Origin of the sequence: Mucilaginibacter angelicae, assembly GCF_042434235.1 — a bacterium.
Lineage (GTDB): Bacteria > Bacteroidota > Bacteroidia > Sphingobacteriales > Sphingobacteriaceae > Mucilaginibacter > Mucilaginibacter angelicae.
Genome location: NZ_JBHLTS010000004.1, coordinates 122,584 through 136,816 on the forward strand (window position 1 = coordinate 122,584; position 14,233 = coordinate 136,816).

14 protein-coding genes and 4 tRNA genes are annotated in these 14,233 nt (G+C 40.3%); 8 read left to right on the forward strand and 10 right to left on the reverse strand.

Features of this window, described 5'->3' with window-relative positions; genetic code table 11:
* The first annotated feature begins 91 nt into the window (after positions 1 to 91).
* Positions 92 to 442, forward strand: a complete 351-nt coding sequence (locus ACFFGT_RS00800; protein ID WP_377020586.1) for a hypothetical protein — start codon at positions 92 to 94, stop codon at positions 440 to 442.
* 66 nt (positions 443 to 508) lie between these two features.
* Here the strand turns inward: ACFFGT_RS00800 and ACFFGT_RS00805 are convergent, their stop codons facing one another.
* From ACFFGT_RS00805 to ACFFGT_RS00830, 6 genes are all read right to left on the reverse strand, one after another.
* The gene (locus tag ACFFGT_RS00805) at positions 509 to 3,757 is read right to left on the reverse strand and encodes a T9SS type B sorting domain-containing protein (RefSeq protein WP_377020587.1); all 3,249 of its coding nucleotides are present in this window, start codon (positions 3,755 to 3,757) and stop codon (positions 509 to 511) included.
* Positions 3,758 to 4,052: 295 nt separating this feature from the next.
* A complete protein-coding gene (locus ACFFGT_RS00810; protein WP_090523751.1) occupies positions 4,053 to 4,343 on the reverse strand; it encodes an RNA recognition motif domain-containing protein in 291 nt (96 codons plus the stop codon).
* Positions 4,344 to 4,490: 147 nt separating this feature from the next.
* Complete coding sequence (locus tag ACFFGT_RS00815; RefSeq protein ID WP_377020588.1) at positions 4,491 to 5,087, reverse strand: hypothetical protein; 597 nt, start codon at positions 5,085 to 5,087, stop codon at positions 4,491 to 4,493.
* 272 nt (positions 5,088 to 5,359) lie between these two features.
* On the reverse strand, positions 5,360 to 6,604 hold the full coding sequence (locus ACFFGT_RS00820; RefSeq protein ID WP_377020589.1) for a BamA/TamA family outer membrane protein: 1,245 nt from the start codon (positions 6,602 to 6,604) through the stop codon (positions 5,360 to 5,362).
* 83 nt (positions 6,605 to 6,687) lie between these two features.
* On the reverse strand, positions 6,688 to 7,152 hold the full coding sequence (locus tag ACFFGT_RS00825) for an RES family NAD+ phosphorylase (protein ID WP_377020590.1): 465 nt from the start codon (positions 7,150 to 7,152) through the stop codon (positions 6,688 to 6,690).
* 98 nt (positions 7,153 to 7,250) lie between these two features.
* Complete coding sequence (locus ACFFGT_RS00830; RefSeq protein WP_377020591.1) at positions 7,251 to 7,757, reverse strand: Xre family toxin-antitoxin system antitoxin; 507 nt, start codon at positions 7,755 to 7,757, stop codon at positions 7,251 to 7,253.
* Between the two features lie 173 nt (positions 7,758 to 7,930).
* On the opposite strand from ACFFGT_RS00830, the gene ACFFGT_RS00835 reads away from it, so the two are divergent.
* From ACFFGT_RS00835 to ACFFGT_RS00850, 4 genes are all read left to right on the forward strand, one after another.
* On the forward strand, positions 7,931 to 8,401 hold the full coding sequence (locus tag ACFFGT_RS00835) for a terminase small subunit (RefSeq protein WP_377020592.1): 471 nt from the start codon (positions 7,931 to 7,933) through the stop codon (positions 8,399 to 8,401).
* 49 nt (positions 8,402 to 8,450) lie between these two features.
* The gene (locus tag ACFFGT_RS00840) at positions 8,451 to 9,710 is read left to right on the forward strand and encodes a PBSX family phage terminase large subunit (RefSeq protein WP_377020593.1); all 1,260 of its coding nucleotides are present in this window, start codon (positions 8,451 to 8,453) and stop codon (positions 9,708 to 9,710) included.
* A 45-nt stretch (positions 9,711 to 9,755) separates the two neighbouring features.
* Complete coding sequence (locus tag ACFFGT_RS00845) at positions 9,756 to 10,475, forward strand: hypothetical protein (protein WP_377020594.1); 720 nt, start codon at positions 9,756 to 9,758, stop codon at positions 10,473 to 10,475.
* 212 nt (positions 10,476 to 10,687) lie between these two features.
* Entirely contained in the window at positions 10,688 to 10,924 is a 237-nt protein-coding gene (locus ACFFGT_RS00850) for a hypothetical protein (RefSeq protein WP_377020595.1), read from the forward strand.
* A 21-nt stretch (positions 10,925 to 10,945) separates the two neighbouring features.
* Here ACFFGT_RS00850 and ACFFGT_RS00855 read toward each other — a convergent pair.
* Positions 10,946 to 11,029, reverse strand: a tRNA-Leu gene (locus ACFFGT_RS00855).
* Between the two features lie 61 nt (positions 11,030 to 11,090).
* Positions 11,091 to 11,174, reverse strand: a tRNA-Leu gene (locus ACFFGT_RS00860).
* 140 nt (positions 11,175 to 11,314) lie between these two features.
* On the opposite strand from ACFFGT_RS00860, the gene ACFFGT_RS00865 reads away from it, so the two are divergent.
* The 3 genes from ACFFGT_RS00865 (at position 11,315) to ACFFGT_RS00875 (ending at position 12,701) form a co-directional block, all read left to right on the forward strand.
* Positions 11,315 to 12,337: a WD40/YVTN/BNR-like repeat-containing protein gene (locus tag ACFFGT_RS00865; protein WP_377020596.1), complete on the forward strand. Its 1,023-nt coding sequence runs from the start codon at positions 11,315 to 11,317 to the stop codon at positions 12,335 to 12,337.
* A 132-nt stretch (positions 12,338 to 12,469) separates the two neighbouring features.
* A tRNA-Lys gene (locus ACFFGT_RS00870) sits at positions 12,470 to 12,542 on the forward strand.
* Positions 12,543 to 12,628: 86 nt separating this feature from the next.
* Positions 12,629 to 12,701: transfer RNA gene (locus tag ACFFGT_RS00875), tRNA-Lys, on the forward strand.
* A gap of 87 nt (positions 12,702 to 12,788) precedes the next feature.
* Here ACFFGT_RS00875 and ACFFGT_RS00880 read toward each other — a convergent pair.
* Both ACFFGT_RS00880 and ACFFGT_RS00885 read right to left on the reverse strand, forming a co-directional pair.
* Positions 12,789 to 13,247, reverse strand: coding sequence for a DUF1348 family protein (locus tag ACFFGT_RS00880; protein ID WP_377020597.1), 459 nt, complete (start codon positions 13,245 to 13,247; stop codon positions 12,789 to 12,791).
* A gap of 60 nt (positions 13,248 to 13,307) precedes the next feature.
* Entirely contained in the window at positions 13,308 to 14,207 is a 900-nt protein-coding gene (locus tag ACFFGT_RS00885) for a helix-turn-helix domain-containing protein (RefSeq protein WP_377020598.1), read from the reverse strand.
* Between the last annotated feature and the right edge of the window lie 26 nt (positions 14,208 to 14,233).

Here is a 14,233-nt window from a genome sequence, read left to right on the forward strand (position 1 = left end):
AGTTTATTTTTTATTCAGGTATATTTATTCTAATTATAAACCGTCGGCGTCTGAGCCCGGAATCATAAACCTGTAACAAAAAGAGAAGAAGATGGATCCTATAATGATGCTGGTAATTGCCGCAATTATTGCCGCTATAGTGTTAGTAGAGTTTAATAAACAACAAAAGGCAAAAGTGACCGATAATAGCCATATCACTTTTGATGTTCAACAAGTATATCTGCTCAAAGCTGCTGAATATAAAATAGAAGTTATTGAGGATCATCAAAAGCATAGCACAGACACAAACAACACTGCTGTTCAACATCTCGAAGAAGACCTGACACAACTGACTAATGCTTTTGAAAAAGGTGATATTCAATTAAAAGAATTCAATCTTAAACTGGATATTCTACTTAACAACCTTAATCCGGATAAAATTCCGTTGGCACAGGCCTCTTAATTTCTTTATCAATTTTAATAAACAGCCCCTGCATCTCCTTATTTTTGCCGGCCTGTTTTATGATCATTATTTTAAGAGCACCACATATCCAGATAATGGCTTGTTGCCATCTTTAAGATCAACTACATAATAATAAGTACCCGTAGGCAGCACGTACCCATTAAAAGATCCATTCCAATCTTTACTGTAACCTATCGAACGAAAGATCTGCGATCCGTTACGGTTAAATACATTTACCACACAATTTGGATAAGCGCTAAGGGCTGGTATGCTCCAGGTATCATTAACGCCGTCGGCATTGGGGGTAAAAGTATTAGGGATAACCATGAGGGATACAACATTAACTGTAATATCCGCAAATGCCGGGCACCCTCCCGCTACCTCTGTAACCTTTAAAGTATAACTGGTGGTTTTCGCCGGAGACGCTACCGGGTTCAAAATACCGGCATCGCTCAAGCCATCTGACGGAGACCAGCTATAGGTTAATAAGTCTGGAGATACAGTTGGATTCAGCACAACACTTTCTCCCTTTTTAATAGTAACATCTCCGTTAAACGAAACAACAGGCACTGTGTTAGTTTCAATTTTAAACTCATCGCTTATCCCGGGAGAACTGCATTGAGAAGGATTACTTACTGTACAAGTTAATACATCACCTTTTTTTAGCGAACTGCTGGCAAATGTGTTCTTATTTTCACCCGCATTTACGTGGTTCACCTGCCATTGATAAATTGAACCCGCCACGGCATCCGGCGAAGTTGCGGCAAATATCACCTGCGAACCCTCGCAAACCGGATATGCCGATGAAGGGGCAACACTTACAAGCGGCGAACCTGAAGAAAGGACAGTTATGGTAATTTCATTTGAAATTTTTTGAGGATTGATCCCGCAACTTGCAACATCGGTATTGGTAATAATACATGACACCTTATAGTCTCCGGAGACAAACGTTGTTACCGAGGTATAAGGCTGAATTGAAGGAGCTCCTGTGTTTACACCATTAATTAACCATAGGTAGGTTGGATTACTGCCCTGGTGATTAGGCAATGCTTCAAAGCTTACTGTAGTACCGGCACAAACCGTAGTAGCCGTTGTTGCTTTTATTGTTATTTCTGGTTTAACTTGCTGAATATACTGAGGAAAAACCCCACTTGAAATAACGCTGGGTGTATTTGTACAATCGCTTACATTAGTAATCTTCACCGTTACAATATCGGTACTACTAAGTGCAGAGCTGATAAAATTCACGCCACTCTGCCCCTGCTGGGGACTTCCGTTCACATACCACTCATAAATAGCATTATCCCCGCCATGGACCGGCATTGCTATAAGTATTACCTGCTCACCGGGGCAACCTAAAATTTGCTGATTTATGCTTACTTCCGGAGTTACCAGTGGCTTATATTGAGGCTGCAGTTGATTAGAATTAGCATCGGCATTTGTAGTACAATCATCAATATTAGTTAGGGTACAAGCTACAACACTGGTGCTGTTAATTGTAGTTATAGTAAAGGTCGGGCTACTATTACCCCCTTGGTTAACACCATTCACAAACCACTTGTATATAGCATTAATGCCTCCATTTACAGGTGTAGCAACAAATGTTACTGATTGACCGGGGCAGGCTATTCCCTGCTGGCTAATAGTTACCGATGGTGTAACTACCTGCTTCACCTCGCCACTCACAGTCACAAGAGCATCGGCAGCGCCTTCAGATCTCAAAACAACATCGCCTGTAAGCACCCCTACCGGGGCTGTAGCAGCCAGGCGCACATAAATCTCCGTACCATCCGGATCTAATGTTGCTAACTGGAGTGTTAATGTATTGGCATAACCCTGGTCGGGCAGTAAGGAAACCTCAAACCCGGCAGGGGCATTAATTATGATATCGTTTGTAAGACTTGTACCCGACACTGTAAATTGCTGGTAATTTGTCGATACTGAACCAAAACAAGAGCTCATGCTGCCTGTAGCACTGCTTACTATAAGCATAGGATCGGGCACGGCGTTAACTTTAATATTTAGCACGAAACTACTACTGCCGCCGACATTAAAAGCGGTGACCTTATAATCAGTAGCCGGCCAGGTTACAGTAGGCGTACCGCTTATTATTCCCGTTTTTGGGTCAAAAACAAGGCCCGGAGGCAAAGCCTTATCAATAATATATCCTGTAGCTATAACCTGCTTAATGATATTGCCATTTATTTCTGTTATATACAGATTACCATCGGGATTAATAGCAATGCCGCTGGGCACATTAAAACTCACCTCTTTACCTACACCTGTATTTGTTCCGTTAGGCCCCCCGCCGGCTATCGTAGTAACGCTATAGTCATCAGCACTGATTCTTCTAATGGTCCCTCCTCCATCGGTAACATACAAATTACCCGAAGGATCAACAGCTATGCCGAGTGGAAATTCAAAGCTGGCAGCAGTGCCTATTCCATCAGCTGTACCATATTGCCCGCTGCCTGCAATTGTAGTAACATCGCCATTAGGGGTAATTTTACGGATCACCCTGCCAGCCTGCTCTGCCACAAATATATTGCCCGTTGCATCAACCGCTAAGCCGGCCGGTGTATTGAAACTTGCGCCATTGTATTTTCCATCTACCGTAGCCGCCATGCCACTGCCCGCAAAAGTATATACATAGCCGGTTGGCGATATTTTACGAATCAGGTTACTTCCATCAGATACATAAAGATTGCCTGCAGCATCAATAGCTATAGCGTTAGGATTTATAATAGAAGCATCCGTGCCCTGGCCATCATTAGGTAAACCATTACTGCCAAAGCCACCTGCAAAAACACTTATCGTACCATCGGGCAAAATTTTCAGGATATTATGATTACCATAATTAGCCACATATAAATTCCCTGCAGCGTCGCGTACAACGCCATGCGGCGTATTAAATTTAGGCGAGGCAATATTGGGAGAACCCGGAATGCCGTCGGGAGCTATTGTTGTTACAGTACCTGTGGGTGTTATCTTCCTGATCCGGTAATTGGCCGATTCTGCCAGATAGATATTACCATTGGCATCAACTGTTAAGCCATATGGATCAACAAACGTGGCCGTTGCTGCATTTCCATCATTGCTACCCGGCAATCCCGAGCCAGCTAAAATCTTAGTTTCGCTATAAATAGTAGCAGGTACAGCACCTCCGGTATTGAAAGGATTTAATGCCGGTATTACAGCTCCAACAATATAAACATTTGGGGTAGTATAGGTAATATCAGGAGCCTGACTAAAAGCTGAAAAAGCTGCAAGCCAAAGCACAAGTACTGTTATTGCCGGTTTAAAAAAGGCGTACACTGTTGTTATTTTAAATTGTCAGCAAGTTCAGGTATCCGGGGGTACGGAGGATAACAAGTGTAAATATAATGGGTCATTTAATTACAGGCAAGGTTATTGTAATCTGTTTTATTTTGGCCACTTATCAACTATTGATAAGCATACTAAAATAAGCTTTTTCCGGCAACTCTTCTCTTAATCAACCAGCTAAGTTTACATGATTTAAATTATCCAGTCATCAATATTGGCAAAAACAAAAAAAGCCGGCATAGCCGGCTAATATTTTGAAAAAAGAAGAATAATGTTTTATCTGGTATTAATTACGCCTGAAGCCACCTTTTTGGCCACCACCGTTAAAGCCAGGACCTTTGTCTTCGGCTACGTTAACCGTGATCCTGCGGCCATAATAACTTGCTCCATTCATGCAACGTATCGCTTCTTTCGCTTCATCCTCGTTAACCATCTCCACAAAACCAAAACCCTTACTCTCTTTTGTTTCGCGATCTTTAATAATCCTGAGCGACTTAACCGGCCCAAAATCACCAAAAACAGCTGTTAATTCGGCCTCATCTACTTCTAAAGGAAGACCTGCAATAAATACTTTCATCAATGTTTTTAAAATTTGCATAAAGGTACGAAAAAAGAGCCGCATTACCGCCCTTTTGAGTACTAATGATCATTAGGTAATGGCTTTTTTACCTTAATATTACTGAATGAAAATTTCTCAGATCTGCGTTGAAAACAAAAAGGGATTTTATTTGAGCTGCAACTCAAAGCTGCCTTCAACACGGTAAAAAGGAGAATCGGATTTATCATCTTTAGCTAAAAAGGTAAAGAAAGTACCTTTGGCAATCATATTTTCATGGTTATACTGATCCATATCAATTTTACCAAAATCCTGTTGCCCTGCATATTTGGTAAGTGTGTATTGGAGTAAAGGCTTTTTGTCATCAACTTTAAACAAAAATTGACTTCCGGCCACGTCATTGCTGGTTTTAACCGAAGCCAATCCTAATGAGCTGATGCCAAAACTCATGTTATGCGCCTTATTGATTGCCGTGATGCCAAAATATTTATCATCCCCGTTATGTACGTTTATGAATGCTATTGAATCCTGGCTGGCATCAAAAGTGTAAGTTGAATCTTCAATGGTAACTTTTAAGGTGCCTTTCCCAGCCAAAAAATTACCCGGAGTATTGATAATATTTACTGATGATACGCTGTCTTTACTGGTGGATGTTTTAACCGCGTTTATATCCTTCACTTCCTCATCTTTTTGACAGGAAGATACAGCCACCGAAATGGATAAACTTAATAAAACAAACCATTTAGTAAAACTGGTACGGATCATAGGCTTACTGGCGAATAAACATAGCAATAAATAATTACAAATCTCATTAAATATGGTTAAACAAATTAATTTTTTAACTTTTTTTAACCTTTATATGATATACGTCAATATTCATGCTAAAGTTACCGGTTTATGTGCGATAAAGCACTTTTAATAAAAACGCAAAAAACGAATAAGCGGCGCCCCGTTTCGGGGATTTTTAATACATAAAAATATAAAAATCAAAATTCAGGTACAGACAATACACTGTCAATCAAATCAATATACGCATATTAAAACACCTCGCCTACATTAATAAACAAGCCTCTTGATCCTTCCCGCCCGAAACCATAATCAATGGCAATATTAGTTTTGGATACCTTATTCAGTTTAATCCTTAAACCGCCGCCAAAACCGGGCTGCATAGTTTGTAAAGCAGTACCCGGCGCTGCCGAAAACGATTCGCCGTTTACAAAGGCTACGCCGCCAAGCAAACCGTTCCGGGTTATTTTAAACCGGTATTCACTTTCCAGGTAAACCATTTGCGCGCCCCTAAACCTACCCTGTATATATCCACGGCCAGTAGTAAAGCTTGGGTCATGCCCGGTAGCCGGCAGGTCCAGGTATGCCGGCCTGCCATTAAGTACCAGCCAATCGTACGACCAAAAAGCCAATACATTATCTGAACTTTCGGGGAACCTGAAGTATTTACGTACATCAACAATTAATGAACGCCAGGCAGTTGTACTTCCTAAAAACGTGTAATTATCCCGGTACTGCAGCGAAGTGTAAAACCCTCGCGATGCATTGATCGGATTATCGCGGCTGTCGTACAATCCGCTAAACGTTATCCCGGTTGATATGGCACGACTAACAGGGCCGTATCTTTCATAGTCCGACGTTTTTCCATTCAGTTGCCCTTTCTCGTACATATTCCACCTGTCGTCAAAAATATAACCTAAACCGGCATAAAAATTACCGGTTATATTTCGCAAAACGGTTTCATGGAAACGAAAAAAGCTATAAACCAGCGGATTTTCATTAGCCCTGTCAGAATTACTACCCAAGCCAAAACTGCTTTGGGGATATTTGTAAAACCTGAAATCGCCTATAAAATCATACTTGTTATTTTTTGACCATATGTTTGATTGTATGGGGATGATCACCTGCTTATTTTGAGTGTATGCAGGATTTATAGTTATGGTTGAGATCCGTGTATCAGGCGCTAACCTGAAAATCACATTGCCAGATATGGTACCGGCCAAACCTGTTTGTAAAGTATACCCTATAGCCGGAATAATTGATATTACCGGTTTTGAAGTTACGGAATCAACCTTACCGGGTTTCTTGCTTTCGCGAAAAACCGATTCAATAACATCAAAAATATCTTTTTCAAAAGTAGTGTCGGGATGGGTAACCAGTACTGTATCTTTATATTTAGTGTGCCCTATCGGGATGTATCTTTTATCCTGGGCATACACGCTGATACTTATGAGCAAGCCTGCAAAAATTAAAATGCTTGTTTTGTTAATACCCATTATAACTATTCAATGCAGGACACGTTAAGGTTTATCCCTGCAATTATAAAATAATTATTTAAGTTAATTGTTTGTACAATGTTTTATTGCGCCTTAAGCCGCGGATCAAAAGTAAACTTGCTTACACTGCTGATGGTTATTTTGTCATAATCGGGATGGGCCGGATTAAACAGGTAATTATACTCCAGATCAATAATTGCCGATGGGACTTTTAAAACTGCTGTTTCCATTTTACGAAGCCAGGTATCGCCAAGCAATTGGGTAACCGGGTAGTTAATTACCTTATGCCAGTTAGCATTAAGTTTTTGGAGCTTGCTTACAGTAATTTCAAAAACAGGCAGGTTATCAGGTATTTGAAATATAATAACCGAAAAATCACCGGCATACAGTGCTGTACCAGGCGAATGTGCCAGTTTTTCAAGGCACGAAAGGGCGAGCGAACCGCCGGTATAGATCATATATTGCCCCAATGAGTTCCAGCGCCCGTCAATTCCTGAGCCCTTGCGGTCACGTGCGTATTTGGTTTGACTTATCCGGTAAACGTTCAAAAGACAGATGGATAGATTTAATAAACTATTTAGTGATCATAAACAATTGCGGTAAAAAGCAGTCAGCAATTCACTAAATCATTAATTCAATAATTATTTTACGCAAGCACACCGTAATCAATACGGATAAGCTGGCTTATCACAATGTTGATACCTGTTATGGTATCAAGCAAATCATAAGGAATGGCATCAATACCAGGGTTATACTGCTTTAACCAGCCTTTAAGCTGATCAAGGGAGCCGAAGGTATCAAGGCCTTTATCAAAAACCTCAAAAAGTTGGATGATATGCTCACTTAACCCCTGGTTTAACTCATGCGCACTTTGCAAATGCTTACGTAAAGTAGGCTCAGTAATATGCAGCCATTTGGCAATATCACTTTGAGTAGCACCGGTTACCTTTAGTAAATCGGTGATGGAATTGGAGTGCAACCCTTGTTTTATAGCCCCAAGCTTGGCCAAAGGCGATTTAAAATAGGTTTCATAGGGTACCAGCAGATCATTAAAAACCTGCATAGGCGCATCTGTAAATACATAAGGGCGGGATGCTGCCTGCCCCTGCCTGGCTTCAATAGCCGTATTACGATTTTTAATTGCTTTGCTCATATACAAATGTAAATATTTTCTATTAAAAAAGAAAATATTTACATTTTATTCATCTCTATTACTTATCCCTCTCTAAATTCATCCAATTAAAATATTACCAATAAAATTAGCATTTATAAAAAATATTGCCGACATTTGATTATTCTTTTATGCCATTCGGCATTTTAAACATAATGAAACCCGATATATCTTCTTTTAATGATTCCGCCCAGGTTGCGCGGTGCATTGATAAATATTTCGTCAAAATAAAAGGCAAATATCACCTTGAACAAAAACCGGTAAAAAACAGTAAAGACAATGCAGAAACTATTGAACACAAAGTTTGGGACGAGGATCCGGAACCGGCAACACTTTCAGGACTGGCCCTTGCCCTTGGCTTTAACAGCCGGCAGGAGTTTAACAATTATGTACAGCATGGCAGGTTTGCACCTGCTGTTAAACAAGGGATTTTACGTGTAGAGGCCTGTTATGAAGCTCATTTGCATCAAAATACAACGGGAGCAATGTTCGCGTTAAAAAATATGGGGTGGAACGAGAAATACGAGCCATCACCAACCAACACAGAAGCCGGAAACAAATTAAAGGTGGAGATCTTCAACTCCGGCCCTCCCCCTGCCGACAGCGAAAAAGATGTACAACTATAACATCGGTGCCCCATGTACACTTGGGCCACCGGATTAACAATTAATAACAATGACCAATGAAGAAATAAGCCCTGATATTACATTAAAGGAGCCTGAAGGTTTTCAGTGTTCTATCCTGTTTAAACAAAATTACCTTTCAACGGCCCATGTAGTAATTAACCAGGGTGGTACCAGTAGCGGTAAAACATTTGCCATTGAGCAGGCACTATTTTGCATTGCAGGCGAAAGCCCAAAGCAGGTGATCACCATAGTTGGGCAGGATATCCCTAACCTTAAAGCTGGTGCGATGCGCGATGCGCTTAATATATACAACTCATCACTGGTATTACAGGCAAAAATTAAAAACTATAATAAAAGCGACCGTATTTTCGAATTTCTGAATGGCAGTATAATCGAGTTCAAAAGTTATGACAACAGCCAGGACGCTAAATCTGGCAAGCGTGATTATCTGTTTATCAATGAAGCCAACGGCTTAACATGGGATGTGTATACGGAACTGGCCCTGCGAACTAAAAAGCGCATTTTTATTGACTATAATCCCAATACAGGCTTTTGGGTGCATGAACACTTGATTGGTAAACCGGAAGTACAACTCATCGTATCCGACCATAGGCATAACCCCTTTTTAGCTCCGGAAGTGCGGAATAAAATAGAGGCGCTAAAAACTGTTGATCTTGAACTATGGAAAGTATACGCCCGCGGCTTAACAGGCAAAATAACCGGGCTTATATTTGATAACTGGTATATCTGCGAATCTATTCCTGCCGATGCCCGTTTGATAGCCCTGGGTTTAGACTTTGGTTTTACCAATGATGAAACAGGATGCATTGAGCTATACCAGCAAAACGGCGAACTGTGGGCCAACGAACTGTTTTACGAAACAGGTTTAACCAACACCGATATATCTGTAAAATTAAAAGAGATTGGCGTGAACTTTAACTGCGAAATTATTGCAGATAGTGCCGAACCGAAATCAATAGAAGAGCTAAAACGCCTGGGATGGCGTATTACCGCTGCAAAAAAAGGTGCTGATAGTATTAAAAACTCTATTGATATTCTTAAACGCTACAAAATAAATGTAACCCGCAGCAGTGTAAACATGCGCAACGAGCTTAACCGTTACAAATGGCGAATAGATGCAACTGGCAAAACCATTAATGAGCCGGTTGATTCATGGAACCACCTGATAGATCCGTTAAGGTATATCGCTCTTAATAAATTAAAAATAAATAGTACCGGCAAACTTCAGTCGCGCCTGCCACACAGGCAAAGCAGTCAGCAAGCAAGTGCATTACACGGGCTGATCTAAATATCCATATTCAAAAATCACAAAACCTATACATGCTTTATAACGATGACAGAACGCATATTAAAAACCACCGGAGGCAACCTACGGGTCAAGATGCCAACGCAATTAGATGAAATAACCCTTGGCCAGATGATGGACTTACAAGCCCGGCCCGATATAACGGATATTGAGGCAATCAGCATACTCTCGGGTATCCCGGTTCCGGAGCTTCAGAACATAAAAAAACATGATGATTTGCACCAGTTTGGCGAGGTTGTACTTTCCTTATCGTACCAGATCAAATATCTGTATAACAGCAATGAGATCCCTAAAGAGGTAACTTTCATACTACCCGAAGCCAATGGGGTATCGCTCCAAAAAACGAAGGTAAAAGTAATGCATAATCTTTCTGTTGAACCGGCTGGTGCCTTTATGGCCGCCCGTGATATCATAACCGAAGAAATAAATACACATATAAAAACACATGGAGAAGATGATTGGCAGGAGCATTTTAATCCTTCACTAAACGCCTGCTGCCAGGTATTGGCGCAGTACTTTTATTGCCGGGCAACGGGCAAAAAATATAACGAATATGAGGTGGAAAGCTTTATTGATGAAGTTAAAAAACTACGGGTAACGGAGGCGCTGCCCATAGCCAAACATTTTTTTACCTGTTATCCGAGCTTATCAACACCGAAAACAGGCTTTTGGCCTCGGCTCCTACAATCCTTGAAAAAAGGGCAGGGATCCAGTCGTTCGAAAAATTTAAATATATCAATACCGTAAACTCATTGGCAGGTGGTGATATAACCAAATGGCACCTGGTCATGAGCATGCCATATGAGCGGGTCCTTACCAAACTGCTTCTCAACAAAACCGAAGCCGAATATCAAAAACGGTATAGTGAGCTCTCTCAAACTACAACTTAAAGCGCCTTATCCCTGCAAGGCTATTAAACATTAAAATCGCCCCAAACCAGGGACCGGGGCCTTATTATTATGCGTAACCAAATAGAAGCTATTGTACAAACCCTTAACGACAACCCGGCATTTGCCTATGGTACCCAGGCCGAGCTGAATACCCTTGCAGATGATGTTATTTTTCCCTGCGTATTTCTTTACCCGCTTCAGCCTATTGAAGTAAGTCCGCAGGTTAACGGTTCTGTTGGTAATACATTTACTGTTAATGTGTTGCAGCAAGAAGTCCAAGGATTAAAAGAGGGGAAAAAATCTTAAATACAATTAATTAATAGGGTGTGCCCAGAACGAGATTCGAACTCGTACATCCTTACGAATGCCACCCCCTCAAGATGGTGCGTCTACCAATTTCGCCACCTGGGCTTTAAAAAAATGTGAGAACCTTTCAATTCTCACATCTCAATTATCTTACTTAAAAAAGGCGTGCCCGAAGAGAGACTCGAACTCTCAAGAGACAATTCTCAACGGCTTCTGAGACCGCAACGTTTACCAATTTCGCCATCCGGGCTTATCGTTTTATTAACAAGCGTGCAAATATAATCGTTTCCGGCAAATTGCAACTTAATAAATTAAAAAATCAATATTATGTTGTTTAACGGGCTTTGAAAATCTAACTTAGGTTTCATAAAACACTTTATATCAAACTAAATGAAGCTAGGTCGCATTTTTATTTTAGATACTCTATTTTGTTTTTTGTCATTCAGTGCTATTTTAAAAGCACAAACTATTACCATTTTGCAGCAGGATAAGCCAACAAGCATCCGCGGTTTATCTGTAGTTGATGATAAAACGGCATGGATAAGCGGCAGTAAAGGATACATCGCTAAAACTAATGACAGTGGTAAAACCTGGGAATGGAACCAAATAAAGGGCTATGAAAAATCCGACTTTCGGGATATCGAAGCTTTCAATGATAAGGAAGCCGTAATCATGAGTTCGGGCTCGCCTTCTTTCATTTTAAAAACAGTGGATGGCGGACAAACCTGGCAGGAAAAATATCATAAAACAGATACTACCTATTTTTTAGACGCCATGGATTTCGCCGACAACCTTCACGGTTACATTTTAGGTGATCCTATCAACAATAAATTTTTATTACTTGAAACCAAAGATGGTGGTGAAACCTGGAATGAAATAAAAAATGCGCCTTATGCCATACCGGGCGAAGCTGCCTTTGCTGCAAGCGGCACGTGCCTTAGAGTATCAAACAAAGGCGCGATATACATCGTTTCGGGAGGAAAAAACGCAAGACTTATTTCATTGCAACCGAATAATGATCAATGGCAGTATGTAAATCTACCTATCACACATGGGCAAAGCAGTGAAGGTGCTTTTTCATTATCGATAGGGCAAAATCAAGGAATTATGATCGGAGGTGATTATGCTAATGATAAAAAGACCGACTCCGTTGCAGTTATCCACAAGGTTCACCCGCTCCTTACTTTTACACACCCACAAACAGGTCCTGCAGGTTTTCAATCATCGGTTGAGTACATAAAATCAAATACATTTCTTTCAACCGGCACTCCCGGAAGTAACATTACCACCGATGGGGGCAAGACATGGAAGCAGATTGATGGCACAAGTTTCAACGTTTGTCGTAAAGCAAAACACGGAAAACTCGTATTATTGGCTGGAAACAGCGGTAAAATAGCCATCCTGAATTTATAGTTTACTGGTTATTAATAGCTTAAAAAAAGCTTTACATTAATTTAAAAAATAGCTTGCGGGTAATAGTAAAGAACCCTATATTTGCACCACTTTAAACAGAAACGATAATCAGATCGCAAAAGTTTAAAGAATGATTCCGTAGCTCAGCTGGTAGAGCATAACACTTTTAATGTTGGGGTCCTGGGTTCGAATCCCAGCGGGATCACAAAGCCTTCGAAAAAAGGCTTTTCTTATTAAAAACAAAAGCTGCCTTTAAACAGCTTCGCTTTATAAGCGAAAAATTTAAAGATTGATTCCGTAGCTCAGCTGGTAGAGCATAACACTTTTAATGTTGGGGTCCTGGGTTCGAATCCCAGCGGGATCACGAATACAAAAAACAAAATAGGCGCATTTTCATGTGCCTATTTTGTTTAAAAATAAGTCTAAAAGTCACCTGTAAAAATAATCAGGCTCAGGAAACCTCCTCATTATTAAAACTCAGGTAATTCATTTTTATAAGACCATCGTCATCATACTGAAAAACCTGCACACCATAATTTCTAAAAGAACGGCCCTCGTTATCGGTCCATTCCAGTTCGGAACGAACGGCCATCCTGCCTTTAAGTGCACCCCAAAGATCAAGTTTTAGTTTATAATTGGTTTTGCTTTCAAATTCCCGGATTAAAAATTGTTTTATTTCCTCACGCCCGGTTAAAAAAACCAAGCCAAATCTGGCTTCAGCATCTTCAGTGAAATTAGCAATTATAGTTTCCGGTTCTGACGTATTAAAATCGTCTTCTAAAAGTTGCAGTCTTTCTGCCGCAGTTTCCATATCCCACGGGGGGGCCGGTAGTTGTTTCTCTGTTGTTTTCATAAAGCAAAAATCAGGATTGCAAGCACGGACAAACATGGATAAATCGTTCTTTAACATGGACATTTTGAAACCTGATATTCCAATTTATCCTGCGGTACCGTCATGTGTTTACAACACTTATGCTTCTGCCCTGTTAACGCCGACCGTATCCCTGAATAGCTGCGGAGAAACATTGATTTTACTTTTAAAATACCGGCTGAAATAAAATTCATCATTGAACCCAAGTTCATAAGCTATCAGCTTTACCGATTTTGAAGTAAGGTACAATTGCCGTTTCGCTTCCAACATAATCCTGTCTGTTATCAATTGGGATAAAGTCTTGCTAAAATAACTTTTAGCGGTTCTGTTTAATACTGGCGTCGATATATTGAGTAATTGAGCATATTCACTGGGACTGTGAAGGGTATGAAAATTTTGTTCAATTGCATCTTTCAAATCGTTTAAGATTACAGGCTCTTTATTGGCCAGGACACCCGCCAACTGCCTTTTTTCAACCTTCATCCTTGATGCATCGATAAGCAGTATTTTTAAATACGATAGTAATATTTCAAATTCTGCAATTCCTGGTCGCTGCATCTCGGCTGTCATTCCTAAAACAACATGCAACAACGATTGGGTTTCAGCCGATGTTAACGTAAAAAGAGGCGGTTCATAAATATTATTAAACAGAATCCCGTTGCAGGAAACTTCATTTCTGTGTTTATGCAGGCAAAAGAAATCAGGATGAAAATTGACCATGTACCCCGTACAGTTTCCCGGACAGTTAATTTTGAATGGCTGATAGGGAGAAACTGATATTAATGTTTCATCGCTAAAATCAAAAGGATTAATATCTGCCAGGAGTTCACCATTACCTTTTAATATCAGGATTATTGAAAAATAATTAAAGCTGGCCATTCCATCGAATAACCCGTTATTGCGGAATTTGCTGATCTTGAAATAAAGAGAGTTACTTTGCGGGTTATTTAATTCCCAAACCCCATTATCGTTTTTATCCATCTGACGATTAAATGTCATAATTTCACTAATTCAAAGATAAATCT

Bases quoted from the DNA above. Each gene is read 5' to 3' on its own strand.
- ACFFGT_RS00810 (WP_090523751.1), bottom strand. From the start codon at position 4,343: ATGAAAGTATTTATTGCAGGTCTTCCTTTAGAAGTAGATGAGGCCGAA.
- ACFFGT_RS00820 (WP_377020589.1), bottom strand. From the start codon at position 6,604: ATGGGTATTAACAAAACAAGCATTTTAATTTTTGCAGGCTTGCTCATA.
- ACFFGT_RS00840 (WP_377020593.1), top strand. From the start codon at position 8,451: ATGACCAATGAAGAAATAAGCCCTGATATTACATTAAAGGAGCCTGAA.
- ACFFGT_RS00845 (WP_377020594.1), top strand. From the start codon at position 9,756: ATGACAGAACGCATATTAAAAACCACCGGAGGCAACCTACGGGTCAAG.
- ACFFGT_RS00885 (WP_377020598.1), bottom strand. From the start codon at position 14,207: ATGACATTTAATCGTCAGATGGATAAAAACGATAATGGGGTTTGGGAA.
- ACFFGT_RS00800 (WP_377020586.1), top strand. From the start codon at position 92: ATGGATCCTATAATGATGCTGGTAATTGCCGCAATTATTGCCGCTATA.
- ACFFGT_RS00835 (WP_377020592.1), top strand. From the start codon at position 7,931: ATGAAACCCGATATATCTTCTTTTAATGATTCCGCCCAGGTTGCGCGG.
- ACFFGT_RS00830 (WP_377020591.1), bottom strand. From the start codon at position 7,757: ATGAGCAAAGCAATTAAAAATCGTAATACGGCTATTGAAGCCAGGCAG.
- ACFFGT_RS00865 (WP_377020596.1), top strand. From the start codon at position 11,315: ATGAAGCTAGGTCGCATTTTTATTTTAGATACTCTATTTTGTTTTTTG.
- ACFFGT_RS00815 (WP_377020588.1), bottom strand. From the start codon at position 5,087: ATGATCCGTACCAGTTTTACTAAATGGTTTGTTTTATTAAGTTTATCC.
- ACFFGT_RS00850 (WP_377020595.1), top strand. From the start codon at position 10,688: ATGCGTAACCAAATAGAAGCTATTGTACAAACCCTTAACGACAACCCG.
- ACFFGT_RS00880 (WP_377020597.1), bottom strand. From the start codon at position 13,247: ATGTTAAAGAACGATTTATCCATGTTTGTCCGTGCTTGCAATCCTGAT.